This is a genomic window from Pseudomonas sp. W2I6, from assembly GCF_030815935.1.
GTDB lineage: Bacteria > Pseudomonadota > Gammaproteobacteria > Pseudomonadales > Pseudomonadaceae > Aquipseudomonas.
In genome coordinates, this window is the sequence record NZ_JAUSXJ010000001.1 from 1,971,285 (window position 1) to 1,988,139 (window position 16,855).

19 protein-coding genes are annotated in these 16,855 nt (G+C 57.6%); 14 read left to right on the forward strand and 5 right to left on the reverse strand.

Going from position 1 to position 16,855, the window contains the following annotated elements; translation table 11 throughout:
- Positions 1–5 precede the first annotated feature (5 nt).
- Positions 6–515, reverse strand: a complete 510-nt coding sequence (locus tag QF039_RS09325) for a sigma-70 family RNA polymerase sigma factor (protein ID WP_177008630.1) — start codon at positions 513–515, stop codon at positions 6–8.
- A 118-nt stretch (positions 516–633) separates the two neighbouring features.
- Positions 634–1,722, reverse strand: coding sequence for an LLM class flavin-dependent oxidoreductase (locus tag QF039_RS09330; protein WP_307517631.1), 1,089 nt, complete (start codon positions 1,720–1,722; stop codon positions 634–636).
- A gap of 250 nt (positions 1,723–1,972) precedes the next feature.
- Here QF039_RS09330 and QF039_RS09335 point away from each other — a divergent pair, with 250 nt between their 5' ends.
- The 4 genes from QF039_RS09335 to QF039_RS09350 all read left to right on the forward strand — a co-directional run bounded on the left by QF039_RS09335 (position 1,973) and on the right by QF039_RS09350 (position 5,280).
- Positions 1,973–2,836: an ABC transporter permease gene (locus tag QF039_RS09335; RefSeq protein ID WP_003211316.1), complete on the forward strand. Its 864-nt coding sequence runs from the start codon at positions 1,973–1,975 to the stop codon at positions 2,834–2,836.
- A gap of 1 nt (position 2,837) precedes the next feature.
- Entirely contained in the window at positions 2,838–3,605 is a 768-nt protein-coding gene (locus QF039_RS09340; RefSeq protein WP_008435484.1) for an ABC transporter ATP-binding protein, read from the forward strand.
- Complete coding sequence (locus QF039_RS09345) at positions 3,598–4,587, forward strand: ABC transporter substrate-binding protein (RefSeq protein ID WP_008435483.1); 990 nt, start codon at positions 3,598–3,600, stop codon at positions 4,585–4,587. Before QF039_RS09340 ends, QF039_RS09345 begins: the two co-directional genes overlap by 8 nt.
- Before the next feature lie 69 nt (positions 4,588–4,656).
- Positions 4,657–5,280 (forward strand): hypothetical protein, encoded by a 624-nt coding sequence (locus tag QF039_RS09350; protein ID WP_087694216.1) that lies wholly within the window; start codon positions 4,657–4,659, stop codon positions 5,278–5,280.
- Here QF039_RS09350 and QF039_RS09355 read toward each other — a convergent pair.
- The 3 genes from QF039_RS09355 to rfaH form a co-directional block, all read right to left on the reverse strand.
- A complete protein-coding gene (locus QF039_RS09355; RefSeq protein ID WP_087694217.1) occupies positions 5,232–5,579 on the reverse strand; it encodes a hypothetical protein in 348 nt (115 codons plus the stop codon). The genes QF039_RS09350 and QF039_RS09355 overlap by 49 nt on opposite strands.
- Positions 5,576–5,884: a hypothetical protein gene (locus QF039_RS09360; RefSeq protein ID WP_023658750.1), complete on the reverse strand. Its 309-nt coding sequence runs from the start codon at positions 5,882–5,884 to the stop codon at positions 5,576–5,578. The genes QF039_RS09355 and QF039_RS09360 overlap by 4 nt, the downstream gene beginning before the upstream one ends.
- A gap of 120 nt (positions 5,885–6,004) precedes the next feature.
- Complete coding sequence (gene rfaH / locus QF039_RS09365) at positions 6,005–6,514, reverse strand: transcription/translation regulatory transformer protein RfaH (protein WP_003211330.1); 510 nt, start codon at positions 6,512–6,514, stop codon at positions 6,005–6,007.
- Positions 6,515–6,746: 232 nt separating this feature from the next.
- Between rfaH and QF039_RS09370 the strand changes: the two genes are divergently transcribed.
- The 10 genes from QF039_RS09370 (at position 6,747) to QF039_RS09415 (ending at position 16,835) form a co-directional block, all read left to right on the forward strand.
- Positions 6,747–7,187, forward strand: a complete 441-nt coding sequence (locus QF039_RS09370) for a low molecular weight protein-tyrosine-phosphatase (protein ID WP_032899408.1) — start codon at positions 6,747–6,749, stop codon at positions 7,185–7,187.
- A gap of 45 nt (positions 7,188–7,232) precedes the next feature.
- Positions 7,233–9,461, forward strand: a complete 2,229-nt coding sequence (locus QF039_RS09375) for a polysaccharide biosynthesis tyrosine autokinase (RefSeq protein ID WP_177022022.1) — start codon at positions 7,233–7,235, stop codon at positions 9,459–9,461.
- A gap of 105 nt (positions 9,462–9,566) precedes the next feature.
- Complete coding sequence (locus QF039_RS09380; RefSeq protein WP_008435476.1) at positions 9,567–10,838, forward strand: DUF6369 family protein; 1,272 nt, start codon at positions 9,567–9,569, stop codon at positions 10,836–10,838.
- A complete protein-coding gene (locus tag QF039_RS09385) occupies positions 10,835–12,295 on the forward strand; it encodes an oligosaccharide flippase family protein (RefSeq protein WP_134326348.1) in 1,461 nt (486 codons plus the stop codon). Before QF039_RS09380 ends, QF039_RS09385 begins: the two co-directional genes overlap by 4 nt.
- Complete coding sequence (locus QF039_RS09390; protein WP_177067516.1) at positions 12,292–13,443, forward strand: polysaccharide pyruvyl transferase family protein; 1,152 nt, start codon at positions 12,292–12,294, stop codon at positions 13,441–13,443. Before QF039_RS09385 ends, QF039_RS09390 begins: the two co-directional genes overlap by 4 nt.
- A gap of 18 nt (positions 13,444–13,461) precedes the next feature.
- Positions 13,462–14,307, forward strand: a complete 846-nt coding sequence (locus tag QF039_RS09395; protein ID WP_307517645.1) for a polysaccharide lyase — start codon at positions 13,462–13,464, stop codon at positions 14,305–14,307.
- Positions 14,308–14,850: a DapH/DapD/GlmU-related protein gene (locus QF039_RS09400; protein ID WP_307517647.1), complete on the forward strand. Its 543-nt coding sequence runs from the start codon at positions 14,308–14,310 to the stop codon at positions 14,848–14,850. It abuts the gene before it with no gap.
- Positions 14,851–14,904: 54 nt separating this feature from the next.
- On the forward strand, positions 14,905–15,867 hold the full coding sequence (locus QF039_RS09405) for a hypothetical protein (protein ID WP_087694223.1): 963 nt from the start codon (positions 14,905–14,907) through the stop codon (positions 15,865–15,867).
- Between the two features lie 92 nt (positions 15,868–15,959).
- The gene (locus QF039_RS09410; RefSeq protein ID WP_003211350.1) at positions 15,960–16,358 is read left to right on the forward strand and encodes a polysaccharide biosynthesis protein; all 399 of its coding nucleotides are present in this window, start codon (positions 15,960–15,962) and stop codon (positions 16,356–16,358) included.
- Positions 16,359–16,835 (forward strand): glycosyltransferase, encoded by a 477-nt coding sequence (locus QF039_RS09415; RefSeq protein ID WP_003211352.1) that lies wholly within the window; start codon positions 16,359–16,361, stop codon positions 16,833–16,835. It begins immediately after the preceding gene.
- Positions 16,836–16,855: the final 20 nt, after the last annotated feature.

The following is a 16,855-nucleotide window of genomic DNA, read 5'->3' on the forward strand; positions in this document are numbered from 1 at the left end:
GGCGCTTACTCGAACTGGCTGGCATAGCAGAGGGCGAACGCTTTGCTCATGGACTTTTGCACCTTGTCCACACTCAGGCCCAGCTGGCTGCCGATCTGCTTGTAGGTCAGCCCGTCGAGCTGCGACAGCAGGAAGATCTCGCGCATGCCGGCGGGCATCCCATGCAGCAGTTCATCGACCTCCACCAGGGTTTCGATCAGCAGGTATTTGTCTTCCGGCGATATCTCCAGCGCTTGTGGTTGCTCGGCCAACACGTGTTGGTAAGCGCGCTCCACTGCCTGGCGGCGCCAGCGGTTGATCAACAGGCTGTTTGCGATGGTGGCAAGGTAGGCCAGGGGCTGGCGCAATTCATTGACCGGACGCCGCGCACCGATGATTCGCACGAATGTGTCCTGGGCAAGATCATCGGCATCGGCGGTTTCGTGCAGGCGTTTGCGCAACCAGTTTTTCAACCACCCACTGTGTTCAAGGTAGAGGTGTTCGACGTCCTGTTCGAAACTGCTGCGGTTGTTCATGGAATGCGGGTGCCAGCTAGTGATTGATAATTATTCTCAACTTTAGCGTGGCGAGAGGGTTGGATGCAATCAGCGATTTTCTCTGCGGGAGCTGCGTGGGCAGCTCCTTCAGGTAGTTTCAGGCGACTTTTTCCGCCGCCTGGCGTTCCCGTTCAGCCACCAACTGCCGGGTCAGCGGAATCAGCCGCTTGCCGTAATCGATCGCATCATTGAGCGGATCAAACCCACGAATCAAAAACGTCGTGATACCCAGGTCGTAATAATCCAGCAACGCCTCGGCCACTTGATCGGCCGTACCCACCAGCGATGTAGAGTTACCCTGGGCCCCCAGCAACCCCGCAATCCCGGTCCACAACCGCTTATCCAACCGCGACCCCTGGGCCGCCGCCGCCAACAGCCGCCGCGACCCCTCATTCGGCGGTTCACGCCTCACAAACCCATTCTTCTCAGCCAACGCCGTCGCCTGCTCCAGGATGCTGTCCGCACGCTCCCAAGCCAGCGCTTCAGTCTCTGCCAGAATCGGCCGCAACGACAAACTGAAGCGAACCGTACGCCCATGCCTGGCCGCCTCAGCCCGCACCTGGGTGACCACTTCCTTCACCTGCTCGTAGGTCTCACCCCACAGCGCATACACATCCGCATGCTTGCCCGCCACCGCAATGGCCGCCGCTGAAGACCCGCCAAAATACAACGGTATATGCGGCTGCTGCGGCGACTTCACCGTCGAAAACGCACCCTCGTACCGGTAGTAAGTGCCGTGATGGTCGAAGGGCTTTTCACTGGTCCATTCCTGCCGCACCACGCTCAAGTACTCGTCGGTGCGCGCATAACGCTCATCCTTGTCGATATGACTGCCATCGGCCCGCAGTTCACGGTCGTCGCCGCCGGTGATGATGTGCACCGCGGTGCGCCCGCCGTTGAACACATCCAGCGTGGCGAACTGCCGCGCAGCGAGGGTGGGTTGGACGAAGCCGGGCCGGTGGGCAATCAGGAACTGCAGCTTTTTCGTCACGCTGGCCGCATGGGCAGCGATCAACGTACTGTCCGGGCTGTTGGAATGGAAGGCCACCAGCGCGCGGTCGAAGCCGGCCTCTTCGTGGGCGTGGGCCACGGTCTCCACGTAGTCGGGCTGCAAGGTCGGGCCGCTGCGAGGGTGGATCTCGGAGGCGTGGTGGCCGCCGATATAGCCGATAAATTCGATGCTCATGGTCAGTCCTTGTTGAGGGCAGGAATAAAGCTGCTATCGAAAATAGGGGCCGCACCCGAGCCTGTAAAATGCCGATTGGTTCTATCCTAATTATAAAAATACAGAATCATAGTTTTATATAGTTATCAGTAATGCGCATTTTAATCGTATTAGGTTATTCCCAAATAGAATTTCACTGAGGTTTTTTATGCGAATAGCATGAAACCGCAGCGGCGCTCCTGGCCGTGTTCTTGATGAGGAAGGAAGCCCGATGACTGAAAAGTCCCTTAACGCCAGTTCGTTTTCCGTCGACAAGGCCGAGGGTCAAGCCGGCGTTGCATCCCGCTTGATTCCGCGCTGGCTGCGCAACTGGCGCACCCCCGATGTGTTGCTGCGGCTGGTCAGCCCGATTGTGTTGCTGTTGCTGTGGGAACTGGCCTCCGAGCTGGGCTTGATCCCGGCACGGATCATCGCCGCGCCGTCTCAGATTGGCGGCACCCTGTGGGCGATGATCGTCTCCGGAGAGCTGGGCAAGCACCTGCTGGTGTCCCTGCAACGGGCGCTGCTGGGCTTGAGCATCGGCGTGAGTATCGGGGTGGTGGCCGCGTTGATCACCGGCCTGTCGAAGCGCGGCGAGGTAATCCTCGACTCACCGATGCAGATGCTGCGCACCATTCCTTCCCTGGCACTGGTGCCGTTGTTCATCCTCTGGTTCGGCATCGGCGAGTTCACCAAGATCGCGCTGATCGTTACCGGCACCACCTTTCCGGTGTACCTCAACCTGTTCGCCGGCATCCGCAACATCGACCCCAAACTGATCGAGGCCGCCAACACCCTCGGCCTCAACCGTCGCGAGCTGATCTGGCACGTGATCCTGCCGGGCTCGTTGCCTTCGTTTTTTGTCGGCCTGCGCTATTCCCTGGGCATCTCCTGGCTGGCCCTGGTGTTTGTCGAGCAAATCAACACCACCGCCGGTATCGGCTACCTGGCCAGTGATGCGCGGGACTTCATGCGCACCGACGTGATCGTGATCTGCCTGTTGATCTATAGCGTGCTGGGCCTGCTGATCGACGGCTTGATCCGCACCCTGGAACGTTTTGCCCTGGCCTGGCGCCCATCGTTTGTGAGGAACTGACATGTCGATTCTCGAAGCTTCAACAGCACCGGTGCAGTTGCGCAATGTGGTGCGCCAGTTCGGCCAGCAGCGGGTCATCGACGGCCTGGACCTGGATATCGCCCCGGGGGAGTTCGTTGCGTTGCTGGGCGCCAGCGGTTCCGGCAAGACCACCTTGCTGCGCAGCCTCGCGGGCCTGGACAGCATCGACAGCGGCCAGTTGCGCGTGCCCAAGGCCCGGGCGGCGGTATTCCAGGAGCCACGCCTGATGCCGTGGAAGCGCGCCTGGAAAAACGTGATTCTCGGCCTGCGGGTTCCCGACGCCAAGGCCCGTGCGGTGCAGGCGTTGACGGAAGTCGGGCTGGCCCATCGGCTGGAGGCGTACCCGGCGACCCTCTCCGGCGGCGAGGCCCAGCGCGTGGCATTGGCCCGCGGCCTGGTGCGCGAGCCCAAGCTGCTGTTGCTCGACGAACCGTTCGCCGCGCTGGATGCGCTGACCCGCATCAAGATGCATCGCCTGATCATCGAACTCTGGCGCAAACACACGCCGGCCGTGTTGCTGGTGACCCACGACGTCGACGAAGCGATCCTGCTGGCCGACCGCGTGATCGTGCTGGCGGAGGGCAAGATTGCCGAGCAACTGCGCATCGACCTGCCCCGTGCACGGGATACCGGCCAGGACGGTTTCCAGGCGATTCGCGCGCGCTTGCTGAGCCTGTTGGGGGTTGAAGTGGACGCCCCGGCCGCCCAGCCTGCGAACGCCAGCGTCAGGCGGTTTGCCCATGGTTGAATTCAGAACCCTTTGCCTGTTGGCGGCTGCACTGCTGATGGGCGGCTGCGACAAAGCCGCTGAAGCGCCGAAGTCTGCATCGGATTTGTCGGGTGTGACCCTGATCCTCGGTGACCAGGCCAAGGGCTTGCGTACGGTGGTGGAGGCCGCCCACGCCCTGGATGGCATCGACTACAAGGTCCAGTGGGCCAACTTCCAGGGCGCCGCGCCGCTGTTCGAAGCCTTGCGCGCCGGCGCCGTGGACCTCGGCCCGGCCGGGGATACACCGGTGCTGGCGGCTGCCACCGGAGGCACGCCGCTGCGTATCGTTGCGGTGCGCCGCAGTCAGGCGCGCAGCATTGCGATCCTGGTGCCGCCCGATTCACCGATCCACAGCGTGGCCGATCTGAAAGGACGCAATGTGGTGGTGTCGTCGGCCCGTGGGAGCATTTCCCAGTACCTGCTGATCCGCGCCCTGGCGAATGCCGGCGTGGATGAAAAGGACGTCAACGTCGGCTTCGTGCTGCCCACCGATGCATTACCTGCGTTCAACGCCGGCAAGATCGAAGCCTGGGCGACCTTCGGGGTGTACCAGGCGTTCGCCGAACAGCAGGGCGCGCGGGTGCTGATCAGCGGGGAGGGCATCAATACCGGCCTGACGTTTATTACCGCGTCCGATGAAGTGCTCAGCGACCCGCTCAAGCGCCAGGCGTTGCGTGACGTTTTGCAGCGGTTCGCCAAGGCCTTTGAATGGGCGCAGCAGAACCCCGAGGAATACGCACGGGTGTTTGCCACGGTCAACGATATCCCGCTCAAGGTTTCACAGTTGCTGCGCACATGGGGTGATGAGTCGCTGCTGCCAGTAGAGGAGCGGGATGTGCAGGCGTTGCAGCAGGTGGATGATTTGTTTGTGGAAAAGAAGATTTTCCCGCACCGGGTAGAGGTACGGAAACTGACGGATACCGAGGTGTTTTCGCCGCAATCGCTGGCTGGCGCGCCCTGAAGTCGTTGTGTTTTGCCCGGACCTGAGGTCTCATGGGTCCGGGAAAAACTTGCGGGTAGGGAACAGCACTTGATACGGGAAGAACTGGCGCAATATGGCGGTATCACCGTCATGATTCCGGCCGCAGTGGTGATCGCCGTCTGGCTCTGGTATTCCCGGCCCCAGGCGGTCAAGTGGTGGCTGATGACCATCGCCTGCACCTATTCCATCGTGGCGTTCAGCAAGTTGCTGTTCAAGGGCTGGGGCGTGGCGCTCCAGCAACTGGATATTGCGGTGCTCAGCGGTCACGCCATGAATACGTCGTTGATGGTGCCCGTGGCGATGAGCCTGGTGGCGCGCCGGGTCAACCCCGAGTGGCGCTGGCCCGCAGCTATCGCCGGGATGTTGATCGCCGGCTGGTTCAGTGCCTATTGCGTGGCACCCTATATTCACCCACTCAACGAAGCACTGGCCGGTGGCTTTTTGGGCGGCATGGCGGCACTGGCGTTTCTGTGGCGCCTTGAGGTGGTTGAAGTGCGGGTTTCCCCATCGTTGATCGGTGGGGGAATGGTGATCCTGTTGTTAAGTGCGATGGCACCCAAGTACAACGCCGAGAAGCTGCTCAACCATGTGGCAGTGGCCGTATCAGGTGCCGACCAGGCCCATCAGGAGCCTTCCTGGCGGGCCTCTTCCATGCAGTTGAACGCCGAGTAAGTGGCCAGGTCCAGGGCCAGGTTACTTTCCACCAGCAGCTCCAGCAGCACCGTCTGGCAATTGAAGCGCCGGGCATCGCCACGGCGCTGCGAACGCTTCATCTGCTTGAACAGCGTGTCGGTTATGTCCTGCGGTGAGATGCCGCGCAGCTGATCCAGCCAGTGGGACATGATCCGGGTGTTGCGCGCATATTGCTCCGCCGGCAGTTGTTCGTGCGGTGCCAGGCCCACGAAACCTTCAAACGTGTTCGTCAGCCTTTTCAAGGCGTAGGCCCGTTTCAGATCCTCATAAATGCTCATGGCCGCTCCTCGGTGCAGGAAATATTCGCCAATAGTTCGGCCGTCTTCATTTGCATCAGGTGGCTGTCGCCGCGGCTCTCCACGCACAGGCAGATGGACAGGGGATTGCTCACCTGCAACTTGAAGCGCCAGTCGGCAAACACCATTGAAAGCCCGGTACAGGATTCGTCACTGTCCAGGGAATGGCCGGCGTATAACACCTGCATGCGTTCTACAACGGTGGTTGAACTATTAACCTTGACGTGAATGTTTCCCGAAGAAGGAAACAGGCCGATACGCTCTACCAATAGCTTTGAACTTTTCATGGCCGTCCCTCGCTGTTAATTCACGTATTACTTTATTCTCAAGAGGTGAAAAAGTAAGCGGATGTTATTTTTAGTCTGTTATTAAGTTGAATGTTATTTCTTGTCTGTTCAGCGCCGCTATCAGTCACTTCTTTGCACTCGGCTGATTTCTGCCAATGGCAAGTTGATGCGTTGTTCCCGTTGCAGGAAGTTCATCAGCAACACCACACGTTCCTCACCGTCCATGGCCAGGAAGACCGCTTCAAGTTCGGCAAACGGCCCTTCATTGATGCGCACGCTTTCGCCGGGCTGCAACAGGGCGCTCACCACGGCCTGGTGGTCGCGCTCCTGGAGTTCGTCCACCAGCGTGTCGCTGATGGGCAACGGGTGCGCGCCGAATGCCACCACCCGCGACACACCGCGGGTCGAGCGCAGTGAGCTCCAGCTGTCCTGCTGGCTCATTTGAATAAACAGATAACCGGGAAACAACGATTCACGGGTGGTCCTGCGCTGGCCCTTCAACAGCCGTTCGCGTTTATAGGTAGACCGGAAGCAGGTATAGCCCTGGCGCTGGAGGTGCTCCTCGGCGCGCTCGTCCTGCCGGGATTTGCACTGGACCAGGTACCAGGCTTTGTTGGCATTTGCGCTCATGGGAGTTCCTCTTCCTATATAAGGCGATACGTGACAAGGCTGTAATTTAAAACCGATGGGGGTGACGAAGTAATGAATGTTATAAATTGTCGGTTTGAAGGCGGTGGTTGTTATTTTTCGTCCGGAGATAATTTTGGGGGAAGTAAGGGTTACGTGTTAATAAATACTGCCGTGAAGTAATAAAGTTGAAGAGGTTGCTTCATGGGGTAATGGATGGCCCGGGGATAGTGCCTTGTTTAAAAGAGTGTTGATTGTCTGTATTGGCAATATTTGCCGTAGTCCCACCGCGGAAAGTCTTTTGCGTGGCGCACTCCCGTGCTCCGATATCAAGATCAGTTCTGCAGGTATTGCCGCGTTGGTCGGCAAGCCGATTGAAACCACCGCCCGTGCGGTACTCGAAGCCCACGGTCATCCGGCCGACAAGCACCAGGCCACCCAGTTGGCGCCACAGGCGATCAGTGAAGCCGACCTGATCCTGGTCATGGAACGACAGCACATCAATGCCGTACTCAGCATGGCGCCCGAGGCACGAGGCAAGGTCTTGCTGCTGGGCAAATGGCAAAACGAGCGAGAGATCAGCGACCCGTACCGTCAAGGCAAGGCCGCGTTTGTGCACGCTTATGCGTTGATCGAAGAAGCTGTAAACGCATGGGCGCAGCGTCTTGCACGCTGATCGCCACTACTTTTTGAATCGAAATAAAGGCTAAGAATCCGACTTATGCAGCAAACGCCAGCAGTCACCGTACAGGAAGACGATAACGGGGAGATTGATCTCCTCGGTCTGTTTGGAACACTGATCGACCATAAATGGCTGATCGCTGCGGTGACCGGTGCCTTTATGGTCACTGGCGCCGCCTATGCGGTGCTGGCAACCCCGGTCTACCAGGCGAATGCCCTGCTGCAGGTCGAAGCGAAAAAGAACGACTTGCTGGGCTTCTCGGACATCGGCGGGATGCTGGGCAAGGAGTCGCCGTCGGCCACCGAGATCGAGCTGATCCAGTCCCGCTACGTGATTGGCAAAACCGTCGACAACCTGAAACTCGATATTGTCGTACAGCCGATGTACTTCCCGGTGGTGGGTGAGTTCCTGGCGCGCCGCTTCCAGAAGGCCAACCCCGGTGCAATCGCCGAGCCGCTGCTGGGCCTGGACAGCTTCGCCTGGGGCGGCGAGTCGCTGAAGATCTTCAAGCTGGACCTGCCCGACGGGCAATTGGGCAAGAAGCTGACCCTGACCGTGGGTGAAAACGCGCACTACACCCTGGTGGATGAAGATGACCAGGTGCTGGCGGCCGGCGAGGCCGGGCAGCCGTTCGAGCAAAATGGCGTGGCATTCCAGATTGAAGAACTGCGCGCCAAGCCCGGCACGCGTTTCCGGGTGATCCGCAATGCGCGACTGACCAGCATCCTCGACTATCAGGAGAACCTGGATGTGGTCGAGCGAGGGAAGGAGTCGGGCATGATCGGCCTGGCGCTGGAAAGCACCGAGCCGGACCAGGCGATCAAAATCCTCAATCAGATCGCGGCGATCTACGTGCGGCAGAACGTGGAGCGCACCTCGGCTGAGGCGGCGCAAAGCCTGGCGTTTCTCAAGGAGCAACTGCCGGAGGTCAAGAAGGACCTGGAAAAAGCCGGGAAGGCCTTGAATGAATACCAGACCCGCAGCAAGTCGGTGGACATCACCCTGGAAACCAAGGCGATTCTCGACCAGATCGTGGGCCTCGATACCAGCATCTCCGAGCTGAAGCTGCAACAGGCCGAGATGGACCGCAAGTTCACCCGCCAGCATCCCGCGTATCGCGCATTGCTGACCCAGATCGGCGAGCTGACCAGCAAGCAGCAGAGCCTGGCGAGCCGGGTCGAGAGCCTGCCTTCCACCCAGCAGGAGCTGCTGAGCCTCACCCGGGATGTCGAGGTCGGCACGGCCATTTACACCCAGTTGCTCAACAAGTCCCAGGAACTCGATGTGATGCGCGCGGGCACCGTGGGCAACGTGCGCCTGATCGACACCGCAGACGTCAATTTCTTCAAGCCGATCAAGCCGAAAAAGATCCTCATCGTGCTGATCGCGACGCTGCTGGGCGGCTTCCTGGCGGTGACGCTGGTACTGCTGCGCAAGGCGCTGAACCGTGGCCTGGAAAGCCCCGAGGCCATCGAGCAACTGGGCTTGCCGGTGTACGCGTCGATTCCGTACAGCACGCTGCAAAAGGTCGAAGAAGACAAAATCACCCGCGGGCGTGGGCGTGCCGATGCCGGTTCTTCATTGCTGGCCATCAGTCACCCCACGGACCTGGCAGTGGAGGCCTTGCGCAGTTTGCGCACCAGTTTGCACTTCGCGATGCTCGAGGCGCCGAATAACCGGATCATGATTTCCGGCCCCAGCCCCGAGGTGGGTAAAACCTTTGTCTCGGTGAACCTGGCGGCGGTCATCGCGCAAACCGGGCAGCGCGTGTTGTTGATTGACGTGGATATGCGACGGGGCTACCTGCACAAAGTGCTGGGTGTGCCGGCCAAGGATGGGCTTTCCGACATCCTCTCCAATCAATGCACCCTTGAATCCGCCATCCACAAAACCGCCATTGAAAACCTCGACATCATCAGCCGCGGGCAAATACCGCCGAATCCTTCCGAGCTGCTGATGCACCGCAACCTGACCGAGCTGTTGGCGCAGGTCAGCGAACGGTATGACCTGGTGATTCTGGATACGCCACCGCTCTTGGCCGTGACCGACGCAGCCATCGTGGGACGGCAATCGGGGACCAACCTGATCGTCACCCGCTATGGCTTGAACCCGGCAAAAGAGATCGAGCACACCATGCGCCGATTTGCCCAGAACGGCATCGTGCTCAGGGGCGCGATCTTCAACGGCGTTGAAAAGAAAGCTTCGGCCAAATATGGCTACGGCAACTACGGGTATTACCAGTACGAATACCAGGCTGATCGGAGCTGATTCACCACTGTAATTGCAGGATAGAGGTCACGTTTTCAGGAAATGAACGAAAAATCCTGGGGCGGTAGCGTGCCAAATTCAAATCAGCATAAAGAATACCCAGCCATGTTTTACCTGTTATCCCTTATCGCGCTGTCAGCGGGTTTGCTCGCGGCGAAAAATCCAAAATACTCAATCGTAGTGTTCGGGATAATGCTGGCTGTTATTCCCACGGGTAACTCCTACAGCGAAATAATCTCGCTCAAGGGTATCTACTTCTTTGACTTTTATATCGTGGGCGGGCTGGGCGCACTGCTGATCCGGCAGGTGGCTACACAGAAGAAACAATTGACGGTACCGGGCGGCCTGCTTTTTGGTTGCGGGCTGTATGTGGTGTTACTCGCCTGCGGCCTGCTGGAGTCCTCGAACAAGTACCTGTTGAAGGATGTTCGGCCGTTTATAATGATCCTGTCATTTATCGTGCTCTCGAACATCGCGACCCTTGCCGCAAAAACGCTGAAGTTGCAGACGGTGCTCCTGCTATTGATCGCGATGACCGCCTTCAATGTGCTGGACATTGCCTGGTTACGCTTGGGCTTGTACAAGTTTCAAGACGTCTACTATGAAGAAAACGCCTACCGCTACCTGGACGGCGGTACGTACGCCGCCGTGGCCTACCTGATTTATTACTTCATAGACCCACGGCTGTTCGAACACAGGAAAAAGCTCGCAAGCATTTGCCTGGCCACTTCATTCATCTGTTTGTTCATTGCCAACTCTCGCTTCATCTTTGTCTCGGTGTTTGCGGCGATCATCATCCACCAATACACCCGGCCGGCCCGCATGATAGGCGTTGCCCTGGCCGGGGCGGTGGTGCTGATGGCGTTCATTGGCATCAGCAATATGATCGGGGCTGATCGAATCAATGATGGTTTGTCGTCCGAAGGCATGGCCGCCCAATTGGCCACGCGCTTCAGCCCGGCGCTGGAGTTGATCCGCGGCATGAACCCGCTGCATTACTTTGTGGGACTGGGCGCGGGCACGCCGTTCGAGATTCCCTGGTTCGAGTACCGTGGCCTCGATGACAAGAACTCGAATATCGACAGTGCCTACCTAACCTACTTCGTTAAGTACGGGCTGATCGGCGTGTACTTGCTGTACGTGTTCATTACCTCGATTACCCAGCACATGAACAGCCGGGTGGCGGTTTCGATCGCCATCTTTCTGGGGGTGATGTTCGTTGTCTCGGCCACGCCTTATCAGCCGTACGCCATCGGTATCGCGTATGGCGCGATTGTGCTGCGGGTCTGTTCCGAACACACCGCCAGGCAACGCAAAAAGATCCTCAAGCCTGGCCAGCCGCTGATAACCACACCCTTGCAGGTGAATGCCGGATGAACAGCACACTGTTGAAAAAGTTCGTGTCCAGTACGGCATGGAGTTTCGTTTCTGCCGTGGCCACCAAAGTGTCGGTGGTCATCACCGGCATCCTGGTTGCCCGGGTATTGGGTGCGCAATCGTTTGGCGAGTATGGCTTGATCCAAAGCGCGATTGTGATGCTTGCCAACGTCGCCGCCCAAGCCACCACCACGGCGACGGCCAAGCATATCGGGCAGTTCAAGGAGACCTGTCCCGAGAAGACCGGCAGGGGCATCGCGCTGACGCTGCTGTTCTCGGTTGTGTTCAGCGGGATGATCATCGGGACAGCGCTGTTTTTCCCGCACTTTTTCTCCAGCGTTATCCTTGGGGCAGACAGCCTCAGCGCTGCATCGCTGATCGTATTGAGCACCATCACGTTGATTATCCTGTCGGGATGGACCCAGGGCTGCCTGACCGGTTGGGGCCAATACCGGACAATCGCGACCATCAACGGAATCATTGCGATTGTCGCGATTCCGGCGACGTACTTCCTGACCCTGCAGTTGCGACTCAATGGTGCGCTGCTGGGCTTGGCCGGTTCTCAATTGCTGATCGTGTTCTTCAGCGCACTGGCCTGCTGGAAGACTTTGAAGGCCCGAAATACCACGCTGAGTTTCAAAGGTGCAATGACTGAAAAGCACGCAGTGCTGTCGGTTGGCCTGCCGGTATTGCTGACGGGGTTGATGGTCGCCCCGATGAACTGGTTCGCCAACAAGTTGCTGGCGGAAACAACTAACGGCCTTGCCGCATTGGGCATGTACGCCGCCGCGATGCAATGGAACGCGATCTTTTCCCATGTTTCCGTGGTGTTGGGCTCTGTGCTGGTGCCGATGCTGGCCGCCGCGCTGGGCGGTAAAAGCCGCAAGTTGGACGCCTTGAACTTTCTGTCGGGCTGGCTGGTGGTGTTGGTGATCATACAGCCGGTGATCATGTTCCCCGAGTTGCTGGCCAAACTGTATGGCAGCAGTTTCCTGGGGCGGGATTTTGAAGTGACATTAGTCCTGGTAATCCTGGGTTCGCTGCTCAGTGCATTCAAGTCCGGTATTTCAAGAAAGATGATCGTGATGAACCTGGCCTGGTTCAGTGTGATGAGTAACATTCTATGGGGAGTGTTATTCATTGCCGGAGCACTGTGGCTTCGGGAAGAAGGTGCAATCGGGATTGCCAAGGCATTTATCGGTTCGCAGTTTATTCACTTCCTGCTGGGACTGCCGTATTTCGTCTACAAGAAGATATTACCTCTGGAGTTGCTCGTATCTCCCAGGATCCTGATCTTGTGGACATTGCCGTTCATCAGTTTCATATCAAGCGCCTATGTCGAAAGTGTGCTGTATCGATTGATGATCATGGCGCTGATATTTATCTACATTCTCGCAACAACGTTTGCCTTGAATGCCGTGTTTAATGACCCCGTGGAAAATGGAAGCCCAGCATGAATGTCAGCAAAGTATATATCCGGGGGGCATACGGTCCTGGTAATTTGGGTGATGACGTATTAATGCTATGCGTGATCAATATTCTGAAAAAACGCTTTAAGGAATCGGATATAGCGGTGGGTGTCGATCATCCGCAGATCGCCAGGAACTTCAACCCGCGTATCAAGTGGCTGCACATCAAGGAGCCGGTCAAGGCTGACCTGGTGGTGTTGGGCGGTGGGGGCCAGTTCTTCTCGTTCATCCCACCGGCCAAAGAGGCGGCTGCCAACAAAGGCATCGTGGCGAAGCTGTGCAAGAGCATCAAGGCGCAGACCGACCTGAAGTCCACGCTTCTGCGTTTGTATGTCGGGTTGCGCGGTGGTGTCGACAGGATCTATTTCCACCGGCGCCTGGCAGCGTTCTGCATTGGCCTGGGCCCCTTCGATGGCGGCGGCAAGCTGCTGACCCGCGCCGTCAGCGTGATCAATCGCTGTGACTACATTTCCGTGCGGGACGGTACCAGCCAGCAGCATTGCAAGGCCTTCGGAAAGTCCGACGTCGAGGTGTACACCGACCCCAGCCTGCTTTCCGACCTGTGGATCTCCAGCAAAGACCTGGAGGTCGGCAGCCTCAAGAAGGGCAAGTACCTGTCCTTCATCCTGCGCGACTGGCCCCATGACGCGAACGGGCAACAGTTCATCAAGGCGATGGTCCAGGCCGCGGATGAGCTCGCCAAGCGTGGCGAGCAGGTACGCCTGGTCTCGCTGTACAAGGAACGTGACCAGCACCTGATCGACAAGTACCACACGTTCGAATGGTTGTGCTGGGACGCGGCGGGCGATACGCCAGAAACCTTCATGGCGAAACTGATCGTCGAGTCCGACGTGATCATCAGCGCCCGTGCACACGGTGTACTGCTGCCGGCTTCCCTGGGCTTTCCCACCATCGCGGTTGAAATCGAAAACAAGCTGAAAAAAGTCCATGAAATGCTGCCGCAGGGCACCCGGCTGGTCAGCACCCCAGACCCTGAGGTGATCAAGGCCACCATCGGCGAATTCCGGCAATCCAAGGCGCAAATGGCCGAGCACCTCAAGCAGGAGATCGCCCAGCGTTCTTCCCTTGCGCAAAAAGCGGTCGACGACTTTTTGAAATGGGTCGATGAAAAATAAAGTGGAGGGGCAACCGACGTGAAAAAGACAGCCTCGACGCTACTCATTGTGGCGTGCGCCCTGCAGGTGGCTGCCAGCGGCGCATCTGAGTTGAACGACCGTTGCGAGCCAGGCATCAAGAACATCTACCCGTCACTGCCGGACGTTTCGCAGATGGCCGACGGACCCCAGGCGCAAAGCAGCATAAAGGGCAGGGCCAATCTGACGAACAAGGCCTACAGCCAAAAGATCAAGGACATTGCCGTGCATTTTCCGGCCGGCTCCTATGACCCGGGTTCGATGGTGCGGCTTGGGTTGCCCTACGGCGGCATTGAATTCAAATCCCCATTGCCGCAACCGGGCAGGGAATGCCTGGTACTGACCTATGAGTTGAAGTTCGACAGGAATTTCGACTTTGTAAAAGGCGGCAAGCTCCCGGGCCTCTACGGTGGCACCGGCAATACGGGCGGCAAGATACCGAACGGCCATGACGGCTTTTCCACGCGCTACATCTGGAAAGAAAAGGGCGCCGGCGCCATTTACGCGTATTTGCCCACCAGTAAAACCTGGGGCACGGCAGTCGGGTTGGGTTCCTGGATCTTTACGGTGGGGCAATGGCACAAGTTGGAGCAACTGGTGAAGTTGAATACGCCGGGGCAGGCCGACGGTGTGATTTCCATTTGGTACGACAACCAGCTGGTGCACTCGGAAACCGGGCTGACGTTTAGAGACACGCCGGAGATCACCATCGACGGCTTGCTGTTTTCGACGTTCTTCGGTGGCAATAACCCGTCTTTCGCCACGCCGGTGAGTACCAATATCCGCTTCAGGAATTTTGTGATGAGTTCACAGCGCGTAACGGATACTTCAGGGCAGGGCGAGTAGATGAAGAACCTGAAACTGAACATCAAGAAGGCCGCTGTTGCGCTATTCAATACGCTGCTCAGCCTGGCGTTGTTTTTCAATCTGCGGCGCGCGTTGCTCCGGGCAACCGGATGCCGGGTGGGCGCGCGGACCACGATCCACCGCAACGTGGTGTTTTTCTCCTTCGGCAACTTCTCGGTCGGGAAAAACTGCACGGTCAATTACGACTGCTACCTGGATAACCGGGCGGGCATCCGCATCGGCGACAACGTCAATATTTCCCATAACACCCGGGTTTATACGCTGGGCCACGATATTGATGACCCCATGAGTTGCCTGGTGGGGAAGCCGGTGTTGATTGAAGACAATGCCTGGATCTTTCCCAATGTGATGGTGATGCCAGGCGTCACCATCGGAACAGGCGCGGTTGTTTATCCGGGCAGTGTGGTCACGCGCAACGTTGCAGCGTATTCGATCGTGGGTGGCAATCCGGCCAAACATATCCGCTTCAGAAACAACATCATTCGATACAACGCCGACTTTCCGATCTGGTTTGCAGTGTAAGCAATCTCACTGGCCCCACCTTTATTTATGCAGGACTCTGACGTGAAATCATTAATGATTGCATGGATTGGCTATCAACGACGCGCCGATACCATGAAGCAATACTGGGCGTATGACATTCTGCATCTGCCCAACCAGTTCAAGAAGAAATCCGCGCGGCCGCTGGATTACTTGATCAAGTCGTTTAAAACCCTGAAGACCCTGTTGGCCGGTTCGCCTGACGTGCTGTGGGTGCAGTTGCCGCCGAGCCCGGTATTGCATATAGCACTGGCCTACAAGTTTATATTCAACCGCCGGCTGAAGATTATCGCCGATGCCCACAACAGCCTGTTGCGCAAACAATGGATAGGCTTTCCGGGCACGGTAGCGCTGTTGAATAGAATCGATGCCGTCGTCGTTCATAATTTTAAAGTCAAAGAAGAGTTGGCCGGCCTGGGCGTCAAGGACACCAATATCTTTATCCTGGAAGACTTGCCGTGTGACTTTCACGCGGCGCCCGCCAGTGAGCGCGAGACACCCTATGTACTGTTTCCGTGCTCGTTTGATATCGATGAACCGATCGAGATCGTGATCAACGCCGCCCGGGAAATGCCCGGTGTCGACTTCCTGATCACCGGCAAGCATCAGGGCAAGCTCTCCGAGGAGCTCGTGGCGTCACTCCCCGAGAACATCAAGCTGACCGGCTTCCTCAGCAAGGCGACCTTTGAACAGCTGCTGTGCCACGCGAATGTGGTGCTCGGCCTGACCACCCGCGACAACGTCCAACTGAGCGTGGCCAACGAAGCGGTCAGCGCCGGCAGGCCGATGGCGCTTTCGAATACCACGGTACTGCGCTCGTTGTTTTCCGAGGCGGCGGTGTTTGTCGACACCCTGGACCCGCTGTCCATCAAGGCCGGCGTCGCGCAGCTCATCGCCAATCAAGAAACCTATAAAGAGAAATCGGCCTTGCTCAAAGCCAAGCGAATAACCCGCTGGAAAGGCCAGGCACAACTATTAAGAACTGCCGCCACTATTTAATGATGTCTATTACACCTGACAGGAAGGGAACCGTCATGAGTCAATCAAGTGATGTTTTATTGATTTGTTCTGGAGGTGGGCACTGGGTACAAATGAGCAAGTTGCTGCCTGCCTTCGACGGTCAAAAAGTTACCATCGCCACCGTGGATATCAGCATTGGCTCGCAGTATCCAACCCATGCCTTCGCGCAAGTCCCGGACTTTAATCGCAGTGAACCGTTGAAGATCATCAAGGGCTTTTGCCAGATCTTTGCGATCGTTTACCGCAGCAAGGCCAGGTACGTGATCTCCACCGGGGCGGCACCGGGGTTGCTGGGGCTGGTCGCGGGAAAACTGATGGGCAAAAAGACCCTGTGGATCGACAGCATTGCCAATCCCAAGAAGCTCTCGTTGTCCGGCAGGATCGCTGTGTATTTTGTCGATGAGTTGCTGACCCAGTGGCCCACGCTGTCGCAAAACAGCCGCGCCCAATATAAAGGGAGGATTGTATAAATGATATTTTGCAGCGTTGGCACTCAAGCACCCTTTGAAAGAATGCTCGGCTACTTGCATGAGTGGAGTCATGCAAACCCGCAGGTCCCGATTGTTGCCCAGGTGGGCAATAACGAAAATGACCTGGGGCGCATTACGGCTTACAAGACCATCGCCGAGCCGCTGTTTTCCAAAAACTTCAATGCGTCAAAGGTGATTGTTTCCCATGCGGGCATGGGCAATATCATTCGCTCCCTTGAACTGGGCAAACCGATTGTTATTGTCCCGCGCGACAGTCGGCGCGGTGAACACATCAATAATCACCAGTACGACACCGCCGAAAACTTTTCAGACCTTCCCTCTGTGTTTATCGCCCATGATAAAGATGCGTTCTTTTCGGCGATTGATTCGGCGCTTAACTACAGCAGTGCCGAAAGTTCACTGGACTTTACCGAAAGGGACCGCTTGATCAGTTATGTGAAGTCATTCACTTCTTAAGTTTCGGCTGTTTGTCAATC